The 20118-nt window shown below is 55.6% G+C and carries 5 protein-coding genes and 1 pseudogene; 4 read left to right on the forward strand and 2 right to left on the reverse strand.

The window, feature by feature from the left end; translation table 11 throughout:
* On the reverse strand, positions 1-2655 hold the full coding sequence (rcsD, locus tag O3W44_RS18460) for a phosphotransferase RcsD (protein ID WP_269294188.1): 2655 nt from the start codon (positions 2653-2655) through the stop codon (positions 1-3).
* A 19-nt stretch (positions 2656-2674) separates the two neighbouring features.
* A complete protein-coding gene (locus O3W44_RS18465; protein WP_269294189.1) occupies positions 2675-3829 on the reverse strand; it encodes an MFS transporter in 1155 nt (384 codons plus the stop codon).
* Between the two features lie 741 nt (positions 3830-4570).
* On the opposite strand from O3W44_RS18465, the gene O3W44_RS18470 reads away from it, so the two are divergent.
* From O3W44_RS18470 to O3W44_RS18480, 4 genes and pseudogenes are all read left to right on the forward strand, one after another.
* The gene (locus O3W44_RS18470) at positions 4571-7528 is read left to right on the forward strand and encodes an Ig-like domain-containing protein (protein WP_269294190.1); all 2958 of its coding nucleotides are present in this window, start codon (positions 4571-4573) and stop codon (positions 7526-7528) included.
* The gene (locus O3W44_RS18475) at positions 7483-15564 is read left to right on the forward strand and encodes an Ig-like domain-containing protein (RefSeq protein ID WP_269294191.1); all 8082 of its coding nucleotides are present in this window, start codon (positions 7483-7485) and stop codon (positions 15562-15564) included. The genes O3W44_RS18470 and O3W44_RS18475 overlap by 46 nt, the downstream gene beginning before the upstream one ends.
* A gap of 68 nt (positions 15565-15632) precedes the next feature.
* Positions 15633-16820 (forward strand): annotated as a pseudogene (locus tag O3W44_RS25030) (Ig-like domain-containing protein); the annotation flags it as partial.
* The gene (locus O3W44_RS18480; RefSeq protein WP_442954674.1) at positions 16800-19766 is read left to right on the forward strand and encodes a beta strand repeat-containing protein; all 2967 of its coding nucleotides are present in this window, start codon (positions 16800-16802) and stop codon (positions 19764-19766) included. The pseudogene O3W44_RS25030 and the gene O3W44_RS18480, both read left to right, overlap by 21 nt.
* The last annotated feature ends 352 nt before the right edge of the window (positions 19767-20118 follow it).

Below are 20118 nucleotides of genomic sequence, written 5' to 3' on the forward strand. Positions count from 1 at the left end.
TTATTGGTTACCTTGCTGCAGCAGTGTCTTAACGTAAGCGTCAATTTCACTGGTGGTATTTGTAATGTTTGAATCGTCACACGCTTTAATGTGTTGTTCTAACTCTTCACAAAGCTGTTTGCCTGGTGTCAAATTGAGCATGGCAAACACGCCTTTTAGGCGATGCGCTGTCTGAGCAAGCGAGGCGTAGTCCTTTTCCGCCGACTCAGTATACAATCTCTTTACATCATCCGGTACTGTCTCAGTAAACAGCTGGAAATAGCCACCGCTCAACAGTGGCGAGGTAGCTTCTTCTTCAGCGTCATCCTCCATTACATCGTGGGACAATTGCTTCTCAATCAGCGCCAGCAAAGCATCAAGGAGTGAATTGCTGAGGTTGAAATTGACCCGATATTGCTGTTCGTTTAGCGCATGATGACCCAATTCGTCTTCGGCCAGCAGTAATGCCCAGCCGCTCAGCTTCGCGGGATCGTCGGTGACCAGCACATCATGATCCTGGCCTGAAATACGCTCGTCTGGGGTCAGGCAGCGTGCGCCCCAGTTTTCCAGATGACGACACACGATTTTATGTACATCTTCAACCGCCACTTCTACCAGCGCAGTTACGCCATCCAGAATCTTCTCCTCTTCTTCATCGTGCCGCTGCTCCAGCGCCAGCGGCAACTGAATGTTATAGCGGGTGCCAATATCAATTTTTGCCACAATCTCCAGGCTGCCACCCATTTGCTTACAAAGCTGCTTACACAAGAAAAACGCCATGCCAGAAGCCTGTCCGTAGCGATCCTGGTGGGTATCGCCGAGGAAAGGAAAATCGACGTTTGCCAGTTCATCAACCGTCAGGCCGGCACCGGTATCAACCAGCTCAATGTTAAGGCGATCGGCACGCTCATTTGCGGCTTTTATGTCGATTGAAATTTTGCCCCAGCGCGTCGTGGTCAGCGAGTAGTGCATCAGCGTAGTCAGCACTTTGCGTAGCGCACGGCGATCGCCAAAGCGCATCTCATCATTGGGCTGATGATTATTGATCACTAAAGAGAGGCCCTTGCGGCGCATCAGCGGCAGGCTCTCCAGCGCGATCTCATCTAACAGCTCTTGCAAATTAAACACGGTTGCATCGGGCGACCAGTCGTGCGCTTCAAGGCGGTTCAGTAATACGATATCGTCCACCAAACGCGACAGGCCCTGACTTTCATCTAAAACATCCAGCACCGTTTCGTCTTCATCACGCTGGCTGAGCTGCACCAGCTGCGCCACGATCTTTTCCAGCGGCAGGTTCAGCGCATGACCCAAATTTTGTAGCAATTGCTGACGCATTTGGTGATTGCGATCCAGTACCTGCTGGGCTTTTTGCAGCTTCTTGTTCACCAGCAACTCGCGATCCTGATCGCGCATCATAAACAGTTGCGTATGCGGCGACAGCACGCTGCGCGCATGACGGATTTCATACACTTCGTTATTGATGGTGGCCTGCAACACACCCTGGTGCTGGTCCGACATATTAATGATCTTTTGCAGATTGAGATGTGGCAAAAGATGTTCAGCAATTTTGTTACTCAGCAAGGTGCGGTTGCTGGCAAAGTCATACACCAGCAATCCGACCGGCAGGCTGGCAACAATCTCTTCGTTCAGGACACGCAGCGAATCCAGCTCGGCGCTCTGATTCTCGCTGGGACGCAGCGATTGCTGGCGCAGCAATACCATACCCGCCAGCGACAGCAGGAACAGCAGCAAATTGATCAACAGCGGCCAAAGCAGATTGTGCAGCGTATCGATAAACAGTCGGGTCACCGGTACGCGGTACACCAGCTGTAGCGAGGTGCTCGGCAGCGTGGCAGCAATCTCCAGGTCAGGATTCGCCAGCGTAATTTGCGTGGTTTCAGTTTCTTCCCGATCGCTGGCGGTGGGCAGGACGCTATCCTGACGCAACTGGAAATTCTCCAGCGGCATATTTTGTGGGATTAAGTCATTAATCGGCAGATCAAACGCGACCACGGTTGCCAAATGACCCGGCTGATTAAAGGTGGTGCGCACCGTGAAATAGTGATCATTTTGGAACGCTAAATGGCGCAGCGGAGAAAAACTTTCGCGCTCATCCAGCGCATTGGCCTGTTGCAGCATCTCGGCGCGGCGACTGTCAACCAGAGAGGTGATGGCGTTCTCTTTATAACGTGTGGCCATATCTTTCAGCGGCAGGGTCGAGATCATAATCAGGCTGTTATCCTGACCATTCAGAAAGTACATTGACCAGGTTGGGTTCTCTGCACCCCAAAGCGTATCGAGATAATTAGACATGCGCAGCGTCATATCCAGCGTGCTGCTGTCATGCGAACCAAAGATCAGTGCTTCGGTTTTACGGCGGGTCTTTTCGAGATAATAGACATCAGGACGCAGCCGCGTTTCCTGTAAATTGCTGCTGGGCGGCGAGCCGGCTGCGCTGGTGGCAAGGTTTTCATAAATTTGCCAGGTGGCAAAACGGTAAGCATCGATACGCTTTTGCATACTACGAGCGGCATCGGTCATGGCATAGCGTTTCTCAGTCAACCAGGCACTGACGGAGTTATGTACAACGAAACCCAGGGCTAACAGGAGCACCAGATTAAAAACCACAAAGAAGCGGGTGACATTGCCGGATGTCAGGGGAAACTTATACAACATAGCGTCTCAGGTACCTGAATTATCGCGCAACCAGTCGCGCACTGGCGGCCACAGCTAGCAGCAACAGCGCAATCAGTAAAAACGCGCCGCTGAGGCTGATCCAATGGGAAATGAAACCGATTAAGGCCGGACCTGAGAGAATACCCGCATATCCCAGCGTTGTCATGGCTGAAATTGCCAGATTTGCGGGCATATCCTGTTGATTACCGACAGCATTGAACAACATTGGCACCGTATTCGCTAAACCGAAGCCAACCAGCAGGAAGGCAAACAGGGCCGCTTCGGGCCAGGGAAGACAAACCGCCAGCGTCATGCCTGCCGCCGCAGCCAAAGCACCCGCCAGCATAACGGGATAACGACCAAAGCGATGAATGATTTTGTCGCCGGTAAAGCGGCCAACCGTCATGGCACAGGAAAACAGTGCATAGCCCAGCCCTGCATAGGCAGGCAACATCGCTGGATTTTGTAACAGCAGTAACGCGCCCCAGTCTAATACTGCGCCCTCAGCCAGAAATAAAATAAAGCAGAGCAAGCCGAGAAACGCTACGCCGCCTCGTGGAATAACCAGCCAGGGTTGATCGGGCTGATGCAGTCGATCATTGAGTAACGCAGGAAGATGCCAAAGCAGTAACAGCAGCATCACCGCCATCACCACCAGAACAGCGGCTAAAGGCGTAAAGGCCAGGCTGAGTAATAAGCTAACCGTCCCGGCACCCAAAATGCCGCCCAGACTAAAGAAGCCATGAAAGCCAGACATCATGGGACGGCCAGAGGCTTTTTCAACCTCAACGGCCTGATAATTCATCGCGACATCCAGCGTGCCTAAACCTGCACCAAACATCATTAGCGATGCCGCCATCAACGCTTTTGTCTCGGCAATGGCCAGCAGCGGCAACATCGCTAACACCAGAATGGTTGATAACAGCATGACGCGACGACAGCCAAAACGTGCCACCAGCGTGCCGGTAACAGGCATTGCTGCCAGCGATCCTACCCCCAGACAGAGCAACAAGGCACCGAGCGATCCGCCGCTTAACGCCAGGCGATCGCGCGTGAAGGGCACTAATGGCGCCCAGGCAGACATGCCTAATCCATTGATTAAAAAGATGGTGCGTGTGCCCCAAAACAGGCGGCTTTGCTGTTTATTCTGCTGTGCGGCGTCCAGTGCGGTCATAGGTAAAATTCATCTGTAGCAAAGCGGCAAAGTGTAGCATTAAGCCGGCGAAAAGTTGCTCGCTGTTACAGATTATTGTGGCTTCGATATGCAGCGAACTGTTGTCAAAAAACGCAGTTTACCGACTTTTTGCCCGACACAATTTTTTTCCAGAACTTTCCTGGCATTAACCCCGCTTTGTCTGGCTGACTTAAGTCAAATTTCTTTCAAACTTTTCAATCTGTTATCAGGTTAAATGCGTGTTTGCTCATCAGTGATTTGTGCACTTAATCACTTTTCCAGAAAAATTATTCTTTTGTGCCTGTGCGTGATTTTTGACGCTTTATTGAACGTTTTTGGCAGCTTTAGGAAACCCGAGCCTGCAATTAGCTATGTAAAAACAAAGATAAAGAAAAGTTAATTGGCGAAACTATTTAAAATTTAATTAATGTGTTGAACGATAAAACATAACAATATCTGTACATTAAGTTTGATTTTTCTTTGCGTTACGCTAATGATTAATCCAGGCAAAACGCGAGATTTTTGCTTAAAAACAAAGCAACAAATGCAATTTAAATAAGCCAAACCGCTGGTATCTTTCGGTGGTGGGTGAGTCGGCTGCTAAGCCTTTTTTACACACACCAGGTTAAAACACTTTCTGTCTGACAGAAAGTAGCGTCATGCGTGGATTTTAAAGCGTTAATTTAATTAATGTTTTTTAAATTCAGTATATTAGCTAATCTGGTGGAGTAGAGGTTACAAATGGCAGAGCTCACTCAAGGTCGAGTTGACATCATTTCACGTGAAAATGGCACACTGATTTCTCAGTCTAACGGCGGCCTGACGCAAACAATTAACCTCACAGAACCCAGCGTAGTCCGCATTAACGGCACTCGCGCGATGGTGGTTCAGTACGAACGTCAGGGTGATGACCTTATTCTGCATATGCGCGATGGCAGTACCATGCGCTATCAGAAATTTTTCTTTGATGACGCCGAAGGCGAACACAGCGAACTGGTTTTTGATGATGGCGTAAACCCACCGGAACATGCTCTGTTCCCGGACGCAGCGGAAGGCAGCGATCTGGCTGCAACCGCCGTTACGCCAACTTATGAATCGCTCGACAGCGTAGAACCGCTGCTGCTGGCTGAAAATGCTAATGCCTCCACCGCTGTTATAACGGCAAGCGGTTTGGGTATTTTAGGGCTGGCGGGCGTTGCGATTGGCGCCGGCGGTGGTGGCGGCGGTGGCGGTGGAGGTGGCGATGATAATCCTGCTACGCCGGGTGCGCCTGCTGTGGTGATAAATGACTTTGCGGGTGACAACACGCTGGATAACAGCGAAAAAACCAGCGATCAAATTCTTTCAGGCAGTACCACTAACGTAGAAGCAGGACAGCTGGTTACGGTCACGCTTGGCGGTCAGACGTACAGTGGTCAGGTTGGCGCAGACGGAAGCTGGAGCGTCACCGTCCCGGCCGCTGCACTGGCGGCGCTGGCAGCAGGCACTGGCACTATTTCTGTGCGCGTCAGTAATGCGGCTGGCACAGTCGCAACCGGCGATCTGGCACTCACCGTGGAAGCGCCCGTGACTGAGCCAGGCACGCCAGGTGCGCCTGCTGTGGCGATAAATGCCTTTGCAGGTGACAACACGCTGGATAACAGCGAAAAAACCAGCGATCAAATTCTTTCGGGCAGCACCACTAACGTAGAAGCCGGACAGCAGGTCACCGTCACGCTTGGCGGTCAGACATACAGTGGTCAGGTTGGTGCAGACGGAAGCTGGAGCGTCACCGTTCCGGCCGCTGCGCTGGCGGCGCTGGCAGCAGGCACTGGCACTATTTCTGTGCGCGTCAGTAATGCGGCGGGCACGGTCGCAACCGGCGATCTGACACTTACCGTAGAAGCGCCCGTGACTGAGCCTGGTACGCTCACCATGACTGAACCGCTCAGTACAGATGGCTATCTCAATGCGCAGGAAGCCGGTAACGATTTGGTTATCACGGGTTCGGCAGTGGGTGTGGCTGAAGGGCAAATTGTCACCCTGGACTTTAATGGCACCCGCTACAGCGGCACCGTTGACGCAGAGGGGGGCTGGAGCGTCATCATCCCAGCCAGTGCTTTTGCAGGTATAACGGATGGACTGAAGCAAATCACGGCCAGCGTGACAGACACCAGCAATAATGTCTTAACCGATTCGGCTGGACTGACGGTTGCCGTCACCGCCCAGCCTCAGGTTAATCTCGATCAAACCGCGTTCAGCGACGGGGTATTGAACAGTGCCGAAGCGGGCAGCGATCAGATTATTAGCGGCAGTACGGGGGTGACCGGAGAAGGTCAGCTGGTGCAGGTTACGCTTAACGGCAAAACCTATAGCGCCACTGTGAATGCCGACGGCAGCTGGAACCTTCCGATTCCTGCCTCTGATTTGGCAACCTTACCGCAGGGGGCTAACAGCCTGACCGTGACGGTAACGGATGCAGCAGGCAACAGCAACAGCGACACGCTGGATTTCACCGTTGCGACTAACAATCCCGCGCTGACTGTCTCGCCAGTCGCAGGCGGTGATGGTGTTCTCAACAGCAATGAAGCGGGCAGCGACCTGCCGGTAACGGGATCAGGCGGTGCGCCTGGCAACGTGGTGGCGGTTACGCTCAACGGGCAACGCTACAGCACAACCGTAGGGGACGATGGCAACTGGACGGTAACCGTTCCCGCCGAAGCCTTGCAGGGCCTGGCAGATGGCAGCAGTTATACGCTCGGCGTAACGCTGACCGATGCCAGTGGCAATGTCTCCACCGCAACACAAACGCTCGCCGTCGATACCCTGGCCCCTGTGGTTAGCGTTAACGCTCCGGCGGGCGATGGCGTGCTCAACGCCAACGATCTGACGCAGCCGCTGTTATTTAGCGGCACCGGTACGCCAGGCGAAAATGTCACCGTCACGTTCAACGGACAAATCTATTCAGCCGTCGTGGGCACCAACGGTCAATGGAGCGCCTCGGTGCCGCCAGCGGATCTGGCTAACCTTGGCAATCAGAGCTATCCGGTCAGCGTCACCATCAGCGATGCTGCCGGTAACAGCAGCACGCAAACCACCGACGTGACAGTGGCAAGAGCAACACCTGATATCACCGTTGATGATCTCGGCGGTGACGGCATCATTAATGCAGGTGATGCACAGCAGCCGTTAGTGGTTACCGGCAGCGGCAATGCGGGTGACACCATTACGGTAAACCTCAACGGACAAAATTACAGTACAACCGTCGGTGAGAATGGCAACTGGAGTGTTAACGTTCCGGCGGCTGATTTGGCGTTAGTGCCGAATGGCGCGCAGTCCGTCACCGTTACCGCCACCGATGCAAACGGCAATACTTCTGCCTTTACCGATACGCTGCAGTTCGCCACCACACCGCCAACGGCAACCATTACGCAGCCTGCCAGTGACGGTTACATCAACAGTGGCGAAGTTAATCAGGATCTGATCTTAGATGGCGCAGGCGGTACGCCAGGCAACACGGTGTCAGTCGACTTTGGCGGCACAATTTACACCACTACGGTGGGAGATGATGGCAACTGGCAGGTCACCGTTCCGGCTAATGCGGTCAATACGCTGGGGATGGCGTTTATCCGGTCACGGTCACGATTGGTGATGAATTTGGAAACAGCACCACGGTGGTATCGGATGTCACGATTATTGCTGAGACCAGTCCAACCCTGACCCTGGATCCGGTTACCGGCGATAACGTGATTGATCGGGCGGAGCAGCTCAGTGATGTGCTGATCACCGGCACAACCACGGATATTCCAGCCGGTCAGCCGGTCATCGTAACCATTAACGGGCAAAGCTATGATGGCGTAGTGCAGGCGGGCGGTGGCTGGAGTGTCACGCTGCCTGCCGGGTCGCTTGGCGGAGATGGAACGAAAACGTTCACCGTCAGTACCGCCGATGCAGCAGGAAATCCGGCTAACGCAACAGGCAGCCTGGATGTGGTAACGACCGGCGATCCGCTGGTGGCCATCGCCCCGGTTAGTGAAGATAATGCGCTGAATGCCAACGAAGCGCAGGCCGATCTGCTGATCAGCGGCAGCACGGCAAACCTGCCAGCTAATAGCGTGGTGACGGTCACGCTTGGGGCCAACACCTACTCCACGACGATTGATGCAGGCGGAGCCTGGACGGTAACGGTGCCAGTAGCAGATCTCAGCGGCCTGCCACAGGGTAATCAAACCGTCACCGTGACAGCGGGTGGCGCGGAAAGCAGTCAGACTCTGCTGGTTGCGACGACACCTCTGGCTGAGCCTGTTGTTGCCACCCCGTTTGACGATGGCATTCTCAACAGCGAAGAGCTGAACACACCACAAACCCTGACCGGCACGGCAACCGCAGGAGAAACCGTTACGGTAACGGTAGGAGATAACAGTTATCCAGCGACCGTTGATGATGATGGTAACTGGAGCGTAACTATCCCGCCAACCGCTCTGCAAAGCCTGGGACAGGGAGCAAACACCGTTACCGTTGCCGTGAGCGATGCAGCCGGAAACGTCACCAGCACCACGCTACCGATCACCGTAGATACCGGCACACCAACTACAACGGTCAACCCTGTCGCGGGTGACGGCATTATCAATGCTGAGGAAGCGCAAAGCGATGTTGAGGTGAGCGGCAGCGCCGCACCGGGCAGAAGCGTTAGCGTGGAACTGAATGGTGAAACTTATAGCGCCACCGTCGCGCAAGATGGTAGCTGGACCGCCACGCTGCCTGCCGCCGATCTGCAAGCCTTAACGGACGGTCGCTACGATCTGAATGTCACGGTGACAAGCGCCAGCGGCAACAGCGGCACCACTTCTTCACCGCTGACGATTGATGCTACCGCGCCCACGCTAACGGTTGATGCGTTTGCTGGCGATGGAGTGCTCAATGCTGGCGAACAGGCCGCTGGCATCAGCTTTACTGGCAGTGGCAGCGCAGGCGATAGCGTTAGCGTGTCACTGAATGGCGTCACTTATACGGGGACTGTTGGCACCAACGGGGAGTGGGCGCTGGATGTTCCTGCCAGCGATCTCTCTTCGCTGACCAACGGTAATTACCCGGTCACGGTCACTATCAGCGACGCCGCAGGCAACACCACCAACCAGGAAAGTAGCCTGACCGTTGATACCAGCGCGCCGTCATTAGGCGTCGATCCGGTGAGCGGCGATAATGCGCTGAACACCCGCGATCTGACGCAGCCGTTAGTGGTCAGCGGTACCGGCCAGAATGGCGATGACGTTAGCGTGGCACTGAACGGTAAAACTTACCGCACACTGGTCGCTGTTAACGGACGTTGGTCATTGCAGATAGCACCAACCGATCTGGCGGAGCTACCGGCTGGCTCTAATCCGCTGACCATTACGGTAACTGATGCCCAGGGCAATCAGACTATCCAAACCACTGATTTGATTGTGGCAAGCGATCCGGCGATTCAGCCAACCGTCACGATTGATATCGCTGCTTTTGCCGGTGATGGCGTGGTCAGTGCCGCTGAACAGCAGCAGCCACAAACATTGACCGGTTCAACCACTAATGTCGAAGAAGGTCAGCTTGTCATCGCAACGCTTAATGGCACCAGTTACAGCGGAGTGGTTGGCGCAGGCGGTGAATGGAGCATTATTCTGCCTGCCACGGCCTTCGCTGGGCTGACCGATGGCAGCCAGACGCTCACTGTTAACGTCGCCAATGCAGTGGGTAACAGTGCCACTGGCGAAGCGAGTTTCAGCGTCGATACCACCATCAGCAGCGTTGCGCTGGCCCCCATCAGTGACGATAACTACCTCAATGCGCAGGAAATTAATGGTGCCGTCACTTTTGCGGGCAGTACCAGCAACATTGCAGAAGGCAGCATTGTTACCGTTAACGTTAATGGCGGTAGCTTCACTACCACTGTGGGCGCAGACGGCAACTGGACGCTGACGCTGCCTGCGGGCACCTTCAGCGCGGCAGCTGATGGCGCACTGTCGGTCACCACTACCGTCACCGATGCCGCAGGCACCACGCTGGCGACCAGCAGCTCAATCCTTAACGTGCTGGCGACCAGCGTGCCACAGGCTACGGCAGGTGACGCGTTTGGCGATGGCATCCTGAATGCGAATGAAGCCGCAGCAGATGGCGTAATTACTGGCACAACCGGCGTCGCGGGTGAGGGACAAACCGTCACGGTTTCGCTCAACGGCGTCGATTACAGCGGCACGGTTGATGCTACCGGTGCCTGGCAAGCCACCATCCCAGCGGGCGTTCTGGCGGCACTGCCTCAGGGTGATACCACCTACACCGTTACCGCAGCAGATATTGCTGGTAACACCAGCAGCGTTGACGGCACGTTTGCCGTTAATACCGTTGCGCCAGATTTAGCGGTCAATGCCCCATCCGGTGATGGCGTATTGAATGCCAATGAAGTGACGCAGCCTCTGGCATTGAGCGGCACCAGCGAAGGTAGCGCCATTATCTCCGCCACCTTTAACGGCACCACAATCAGCACTACAGCGGATGCGGAGGGTAACTGGACCCTGGAGGTTCCAGCCACTGCCTTCAGCGGACTGGTGAACGGTGCTTATCCGCTTACCGTAACCGCAACTGATACCGCAGGTAATGTCACCAGCGACACCAGCAATCTGACGGTAAGAGCCGACCCAGCCAGCCTGCCAACGCTGACGCTGAATGCCTTTGCCGGTGATAACATCATTGATGGTGCGGAACGCCAGACTGACCAGCTACTTTCGGGTAGCACAACCAATGTGGAACCGGGCCAGTTTGTGACGGTAAACATTAATGGTCAGATATTCAGCGGAGCAGTGCAGTCGAGCGGGGCATGGAGCCTGACCGTCCCCGCAGGCACGCTGGCAGCCCTGGCTGATGGCACGGCAAGCTACACGGTGGCTGTTAGTGACGCGGCGGGTAACACCACCACCAGTGATATTACCATTACTGCTAACAGCACGGCTTCCGGGCTGTCGCTGGATGCGATCAGCACGGATAATTACCTGAGCGCGGCGGATGTTGAGCAACCGTTGATTATCTCAGGGACATCAGCAAACGTGCCTGAGAACAGTACGGTAACCGTGCTGTTTAATAACGTCGCTTACACCGCCACCGTGTCTGCTGCGGGCACCTGGAGCGCGGTCATCCCGGCAACGGCGCTGGCCGATCTGCCTGATGGTCCGGCCACCGTCACGGTTACCTCTGCCGATACCACGGGCGCAACCGTCAGCAGCAGCACGACGCTGAATGTGTTGACAACACTGCCTGAACCAACGCTTTCTTTGCCATTTGGCGATGGCGTGCTCAACACGAGCGAGATTGCCAGCGTACAAACCCTGAGCGGCACCACTGGCAGCAGCGGTGATGGTCAGAAAATCAGCGTGCTGTTTAACGGCACGGATTACAGCGGCACTGTCGATGTTAACGGTAACTGGAGTATCAGCCTGCCAGCGAGTGCGTTTGCTGGTCTGACTGACGGCACCACAGATTTTGTCATCACCGCAACCGATGCCGCAGGCAACGCCAACACGGCTACAGGCAGCGTGACGGTGGATCTGACGCCGCCAACCCTGACGCTGGCACCAATTGCCGAAGATGACGTGGTGAACGCTGCAGAAAGCAACGCGGTCATTACGCTCACTGGCAGCAGTGATGCGGGAGAAGGCCAGACCGTCACCATCACCCTGAACAATCAAATCTGGAGCACCGCGGTAGATGCGGATGGCAACTGGAGCTTCGACCTGCCAGCCGGTGCGCTGGCGGAGATCACTGACGGCGTTTATACCCTGACCGCGACGGTCAGCGATGCAGCAGGTAACAGCTTCACCGAAACGCGCGATATCACGGTCGCGACCGGTACGCTGGCACCGAGCCTTAACACCCCGTTTGGCGATGGTTATCTGAGCCAGGCAGAAGCGGCGCAGAGCCAGACGCTGAGTGGCACCACAGGCATTACGGGTGCGGGACAGACGGTAACGGTCACGCTGAACAACACGCCGTACAGTGCCGATGTCGACACACAGGGCAACTGGACGCTGACGCTCGACAGTGGCGTACTGCAAGGATTGACCGAAGGCGTCAGTACGATTGTGGTTAACACCAGTGATGCCGCAGGAAACACCGGTAGTGTTGAAAGCAGCATTATGGTTGACTTCACCGCGCCAACCCTCACGGTCAATGACATCGCAACCGACAATGTTATTAACGCAATTGAAGTGCTGCAGGATCTTTCCGTCACCGGCACCGCTTCCGTTGCGGATGCGGGTCAGCCCGTCACCGTGACGTTCAACGGGCAAAATTACCCAACGCAGATCCTGAATGACGGGAGCTGGAGCGTTACCATTCCGGCCAGTGCTTTCGCTGACCTGGACTATACGGCGAGCTATCCGGTCAATATCACCGCGCGTGATGCCGCAGGTAACGAAGCTTCAGGCTCGCAGAATCTGACGTTTGCTGTGGCCGTCAGCGAACAGCCGACGCTGACCTTTGATGCCATCAGTGATGATGGCGTAGTCAACCGCGCCGAAGCGGCAGAAACCCTGACGCTGAGCGGAACCAGCACCAATATGGCAGAGGGTGATGCGGTCACCGTTACTGTCGGGGGCACCCCTTACCAGACAGCCATTCAGGCCGACGGTAGCTGGAGTGTCGATGTGACTGCAGCAGATATTGCGGCGCTGGGCGACGGCATCCAGACGGTCGTTGTAAACGCAGCGAATGGTGTTGGTAACCCAGCCAGTAACAGCACCACCTTTATCATCGCTGCAGGCGATACCAGCCAACCGGTATTGAATCTGAATGTGGTTGCTGGTGATAACGTCATCAACGATCAGGAAGGATCACAAGCGGTAGAAATCAGCGGCGGCAGCAGTAATCTTCTGCCCGATCAGCTTGTTACCATTACGCTCACTAATGAAACCAGTGATTTTACCGTACAGTACCAGGCAAGCGTGGATGCCAGCGGAAACTGGGCCTATAGCCTGACGCCAGCTGAAGTAGATGCGTTGCCGCAGGGCGATCTTACGGTAACCGTCGACGCAACCGATCAGTATGGCAATCCAGCCAGCGCCACCAGTGTGGTCACGGTTAATAGCGATCTGCCACTGCTTGAGGATGTCACGCTCAGCAGCGGTGGCTCGCTCAATAATGCCGAATCACTGGCGAACCTGACGGTAACGGGTGCTACAGAGAGCAATCTGCCGGTTACCGTTACGCTGAACGGGGTAGATTACAGCACCGTGGCAGACGGTGACGGCAACTGGAGCCTGGAAATTCCGTCTTCAGTTCTGCTGGCGCTGCCAGACGGCACGACGCAGCAGTTAACGATTTCGGTAACCGATACCGCAGGTAACGTTTCTGAGACGACGCAGGATTTAGCTATTGCCACTGCCTTGCCAACGCTGACGCTGAATGCGGGTATTGAGAATGGCGTTATTAATGTTGCTGATGCGGCGGGAGCACAGACGCTGTCCGGGACTTCAAGCCTGGCAGCCGATACGCTGATTACCGTGACCATCGAAGACAGAACGTTTTCAACCACTACCGGCGCCGATGGCAGCTGGAGCCTCGACGTACCGGCTGGCGCACTCAATGGCCTGCCTTCAGGTGCAACCAGTCTGATCGTTTCAGCGACAGATACCGCAGGTAACCCAGCGCAGGCTATTACACCGATTGTGTTGGCGCTGACGCCGCCCGTGGCAGCAACGGTTCCTGAAGGGCAGTTCGGTGGCGACGATGCGATCACATCCAACGAAGCGGGTAGCGATCAGCTCATTACCGGCACGGTAGATGCCGCCAGCGGCGCAACGGTTTCTGTTAATGTGGATGGAACACCGCTGACCGTGGTGCAGGATGCGGCGGGGAACTGGAGTGCGACGTTGCCAGCAGTCCTGGTCGGCGCGTTACCTGATGGTGAACACACTATTACCGTCACCACCACCGATGCCAATGGCAATACTACTGATGCTACCCGCACCTTCACCTCAGCGGTGACGCCGAACGTGGCCCCAACGCTGGATCTGCCTTTCGGTGATGGCGCCATCAATGGCACAGATACGCTAACCACAGCGACGCTGAGCGGAACGGTGGGTATCGATACAGACGCTGTAGATACCGTCACCATCAGCCTCAACGGCACGGATTATACGGTGGAGCCTGCCGCAGACGGTAGCTGGACGCTGGCGCTCGATCCGGCCGATCTTCAGGCGCTACCGGATGGCACTTTACCGGTCACCGTTACGGTACTGGGCACTAATGGCAACAGCAGCAGCACCTCGGCTGACGTATTGGTGATTGCTAATACCCTGCCTGAAGTCAGCTTTAACCTGCCGTTTGGCAACGGTGCGCTGGATGCCACTGAAGCGACACAGCCGCAAACGCTTACTGGCTCAACGGGCATCATCAGCGCAGGTCAAACCGTCACGGTGAGCTTTACCGATGCGGCTAACACCGTGGTATTGAGCAGTCCGGCAACGGTCGCAGCAGATGGCAGCTGGTCACTTGGCCTGACGCCTGCTCAACTGGGCGCATTGGGTAACGGTAACTATGTGATCACCGTGACCGCAACCGATGCCGCCGGAAACGTTGACACGGCAACGCAGCCACTGGTCACGGCGACCGCGCCACCCACACCCACTTTTGATGTCAATTTGTTTGGCGCAGACAATATCCTCAATGTTGAGGAAGCGAATGCAGGCGTCACGCTGACCGGTGATACCGGCAGTACCGGTCTGAATCAGGCAGTCAGCCTGACGATCGATCTCAACGACATCGCCTATACCGGGACGGTTCAGCAGGATGGTGCCTGGTCGCTGACATTACCGCCAGAAGTTCTGAATGCGCTGGGTGAAGGATCGCATACCCTGACGCTGATCGTGGTGGATGCAGCGGGCAACAGCGTGGAGCTGCCTTATACCTTTACCGCCGATTTCACTGCCCCAAACCCAACGGTAGATGCCGAGTTTGATGATGGCTTACTCAACGCTAACGAGATCAATAACGGCTTTGTTTTAAGTGGAACCACGGGGGAAACAGGTGCCGGGCAGACCGTAGATGTCACGATGGGCGATGAGTCTTATAGCGCAGTGGTAGATGAAGACGGTATCTGGACGCTGCCGTTAAGCGCGACGGATCTGGCGGGCTTTGCTGAAGGGACCTATGCGGTTTCCGTTACCGCAACGGATATCGCTGGTAACAGCAGCACCATTAACGGCAATTTACGTGTGGATTTCACGGCGCCGGAGCTGACTGTTGCTAACCTCGCCGGTGATAACAACCTTAATTACGCCGATATTCTTCAGGCACAAACGCTGGCGGGAACGGCGGCCGGGGCTGAACCCGGTTCAGTGGTCACGGTGAGCTATAACGGCACGACCTTAAGCACCACCGTGGGGGCAGAGGGTGCATGGAGTCTGATCTTAACACCTGCACAGCTTGCCGATTTGAATACCGGAGCTAACAGCGTGCAGATCACGGTTGCGGATCTGGCGGGTAACCCAACAACCGAAACCCTCGAGGTCACGGTTGATCGGACACTGCCACCGGATCCAGTGGTCACGCTGGGCGCAGTTTCACCAGATAACATCATCAGTACCCTGGATGGTGGCACGGTCGCGGTGAGCGGTACGGCGCTGAATCTTGGCGCAGATACGCTGGTAACGGTGACAATTGGGGGGCAAATTACAGTACCACCGTCGATGCCGGAGGGGGCTGGACGCTGGACGTGCCGGTTACGGGCTTAACCGATGGCACGCAAGCGATCAGCGTGAGCGCCACCGGTGCAGCGGGCAGCGCCAGCACCACCGGCAGTGTGCTGGTCGATTTGACGTCACCTGCGCTGACAATTGATGCCTTTACGGGTGACGACGCCGTTAACATTACTGACAGCCTGGCGCGTCAGACCATTAGCGGTACAGCCTCTGAGTCCGAAGCGGGTCGCATTGTTCAGATCACACTGAATAATCAGACCTACAGCGCCAGCGTGCAGGCTAATGGAACATGGTCAACCTTTATCTCAGGTGCGGATGTCGCTGCGTTGCCGCAAGGCACGCAAACTATCACCGCCGTGTTGACCGATGCTGCGGGCAACAGTACCACCGCTACCAGCAATGTTGAAGTTGATACGCTAGCGCCAGCCATCACCATCAATGCTTATCTCGGCGATAACCTGATCAACGGCGCAGAAGTGGCGGCGCAGCAGGTATTAACCGGCAGCGCCGTTGGAGCAGAAGACCAAACCATTTCTCTCTATCTTAATGGTGGAACTACCGCTTTGAGTACCGCTACGGTGCAAGCAGACGGCTCGTTCAGCTTCACTATTCCTGCGGGTGCGCTGGCAGGTAACGACGATGGCGCGCAATTATTCACCGTGAGTACCACAGATGCAGCAGGTAACGCAGCCAGCAGCAGCCTGGCGGTAAACAAACAGGTAAATGCTGAGCTTGCTTTAAATGAAATCACCCTGTTTGGCGACAACGTGCTGAATGCCGCAGAAGCGGCAACCAGCCAGATCGTCAGCGGTACAGCGCAGACGTCAGTTGCCGGGGCGACGGTTTCCGTGACGATTGGCGGCGAGGATTATAATGCGATAGTCGCTCAGGATGGACGCTGGTCAATTACGCTTCCCACTACGGCATTGAGCCAGCTACCGGAAGGGACCTCCGATCTGCTCTTTACCGTAACCGATCCGCTTGGCAACAGTACGACAGAAACCGTTAGCGTGACTGCAGTGGTCGCGTCGGCACCTGTGGTACCGGCACTGACTGGGGTGTTTGGCGATAACCTGCTAAACGTGGCAGAAGCCGCAGCAGGGCAGACCATTACGGGCGCTATCACTAATGGTGTCGAAGGCACACCGGTCACGGTGAATTTTGCAGGTAAAACCTATACCACTACCGTGCTGGCTAACGGTAACTGGAGCGTGGATCTGCCTGCGGCCGACCTGACAACGTTGCCGAACGGTAACCAGCAACTTACCGTGAGCGTAACGGACAGCGCGGGTAACGTCTCCAGCAACAGCACTACCATTGGTGTCTTTACCCAGCAGCCAACGCTCACCTTCACCTCAGTACTGGGTGATGGCTTGCTGAATCAGACGGAAGTCGGCAGCGAGCAGGTGATCAGCGGAGTGGTCACCAATATCGCGGAAAACACACCGATTACCCTGAGCATAGGCGGCAGTAGTGTGCCGGTAACAGTGGGTGCCAGCGGGGCTTTCAGCGTGACGGTTCCGGCATCGGTTCTGGCGGGCCTGACGCAGGGCGCTAATGTCATCACCGCTACCGTCACGGATGCGGCGAACAATACCGTTACTACCACCAGCAGCGTGCGTGTTGATACGCTGGCACCGACCGTCACCATCAGTCCGCTGTTTACTGATGCACTGCTCAGCGCCGTTGATGCACAAACCGCGAAAACCATTACTGGCGTTGCAACCAATGCGGATGCAGGTTCCCGCGTTGTCGTTACTGTGAATGGCCAGCCGTTTGCCACCACAACAACCGATGCCGCAGGTAACTTCAGCATTCCATTAACGCCAGCGCAGTTGCAGGCGCTGCCTGACGGCGCGTTAACCGTGGAGGTGAGCGTAACGGATACGGCGGGTAACGTCGGCACGGCAACCGCAACGGCCACCGTGGGCACGCATACCTTGCCGGCTGTCACGCTTAATCCCCTGTTTGTTGATGGCGTGCTGAACTTCAACGAGGCGCAAAACGCCGGAACCGTAACGGGTACAGTCACCAACGTGGCGGCGGGCAGCACCGTCAATGTGACGGTTGGTAACCTCACGATTCCGGTACAGGTTCAGGCGGGCGGCACCTTTACAGCGAACCTGACGGCAGCACAGTTAACCGCGCTGGCGAACGGTAACAGCTCTTTCACCGTTACCGCTGCCGTGAGCGATGCAGTGGGCAATGCGGCAACGGCCAGCGGAACGGTGCAGGTGCACGTGACCAATCTGCCAACCCTGACGCTGAACACCGTGTTTGGTGATGGCGTACTGAGCGCCGGTGATTTCTCTGTTAATCAGACTATCAGCGGCACCAGCAGCAACCTGGCAACCGGCACGACCGTATCGGCAACCCTTAACGGCGTGACCTATACCGGTGTGATCACGGCGGGAGGCGGCTGGACCATTAGCGTACCGAGAGCGAATCTCGGCGCTATTGCTGATGGCACCCAGACGGTCACCGTGTCTGCCAGTGATGTGTATGGCAACGTGACGACGAATACCGCTAATCTCAGCGTAACCAGCCATGTTGCGCCGGTGGTAAGCATCACCTCGCTATTTGGTGATAATGCGTTAAGCGTGGCGGATGTGAAAGCCAGCCAGACCATCAGCGGTACGGCGACAAATGCTGAAGGATCGACTTTAAACGTCAATATCAACGGCACCAACTACAGCACAACCGTCAGCTCGGCTGGTACCTGGTCGCTCTCGCTGACGGCGGCGACGCTGGCGGCGATTGCCGATGGCACCTATACCGTCTCCGCCAGCGTCACCAACGCAGCAGGCGTCTCCGGCACCGGTACGGCAACATTGGGCGTAGCCAGCCACACCACACCAACCGTAGCCATCAACAGCAACTACTTTGGCGGTGATGGTTACCTGAATATTGCTGAATCCAGTACTGCGGAAACTATTCGCGGCACCGCGACTAATGCCGTCGGTGGCACCGTGTCGGTGAACGTGGCGGGAACCACTTACACCGCTGTGGTTTCCTCAACCGGTACCTGGTCAGTCAGCGTGCCATCGGCGGACTTGCAAGCCATTTCTGACGGTAGTCGCTCGATTGTTGCCACCGTAAGGGATGTGGGCGGCAACACGGCAACGGCAAACAGCACCTTTGTGACGCTGAATGACTACGGGCCGTACGTTGGGGTTGATGCCGTCACCAATATTCTGTCATCAACGCTGTTCGGCCTGCAGGTATCCGGTTCTACATGGAATGCACCGCAGGGATCGACCGTGACCGTATCGCTGTTGAATCTACTGGGGCAACCGCTTGGCATAACGGCAACAGGGGTAGTGGGTGCCAACACTAATAATTATGGTCGCTATACGGCCTTCTTTGGTTCAGGCCTGTTAGGCGGTGTGTTGTTCTCTGCGTTGACGCAAGCTCAGGTCACCATCAGAGATCCCGCCGGTAACGCCAGCAGTATTGTGGTGTTACTGGCACTGGGCTCGCTGTTATACGTGCCGGTTGAAGCGCCAGCGGCTGCCGTCAGCACCTTGTCGGTGGAAGATAGCGCCCTCGTTGCGGCATCAGCGGATGAGAACAGTACGGTCGCAGCTACCAGTAATGGTGAGGAGACCACTGCAAACGTGGCCAGAGTCGCATCCACACTCACTACGGAAGCAGATACCACCAGCGAGACCTCAACCGCGAGCACCAGCAGCGAAGAGGATAGCAGCACAGCGGTTGCCGCTACTGCCGTCGCCGATGATCAAAGTTACACCATTGGTGGTTTAGTGATCAGTCTGGCCGATGGCACCACAGCGGAAGGCGCGTCTGTAGCCGGCAGCAGCGGTTCTGACACAGTGACGCTCAGTACGCTGAACTTCACGCACATTGATGGCGGCGCGGGCACCGATACGCTGGTGTTAAACGGTGACAACATGCTGTTGGATCTTACCTCGCTGGGCCTGAAAGTTGAGCACATCGAAGTGTTGGATCTGGGTAAAACCGGCAGTAATGCGGTAAAACTGGATCTCAATGAAGCACTCAATATTACTGACAAACAGAGCGATGATTTAGTGATCAAAGGTGCCGATGGTAACCAGGTCACGCTCGCCAATACCAACGGCGGCGTGTGGGAAGTGGCCGGACAGCGCACAGTCGATGGACAGACTTTTGAGGTCTATCACAACTCGGCGCTGACCAGCGATAACACTCTGGGCGATGTGTTAGTGCAGCACAACTTACAGGTACACATTGTGTAAAGTCACCTGAGCAGTTAGTTTCATTAATCAATCAGCGGGTGTGTGAGCATCCGCTGATTTTTTTATTTGCCTTAAGTGATAATTTTTTCTTTCCAGATTTTCGCCACTATTCATCAATTCGATGAAAGTTTAGGCTAGTGGCAGCTAAACGGCGCAATACCGTAACTGGCATAAAATCAAAAATGAAAGATTTCTTTGTCTCCGTTCACGAGACTGACTCATTAATCCCTGTTACCTGCGGGTAACCCGTCCCTGCCAGGGAAACGGGCTGCATCGTCTGGCCTGAACCTAACGTTGACCACAGGCATTTATCAGTGTCACTGATGACTTGTGGCCGTCATTTCTGTTTTGA

Source organism: Pantoea sp. LMR881 (assembly GCF_027157825.1).
Lineage (GTDB): Bacteria > Pseudomonadota > Gammaproteobacteria > Enterobacterales > Enterobacteriaceae > Pantoea > Pantoea haifensis.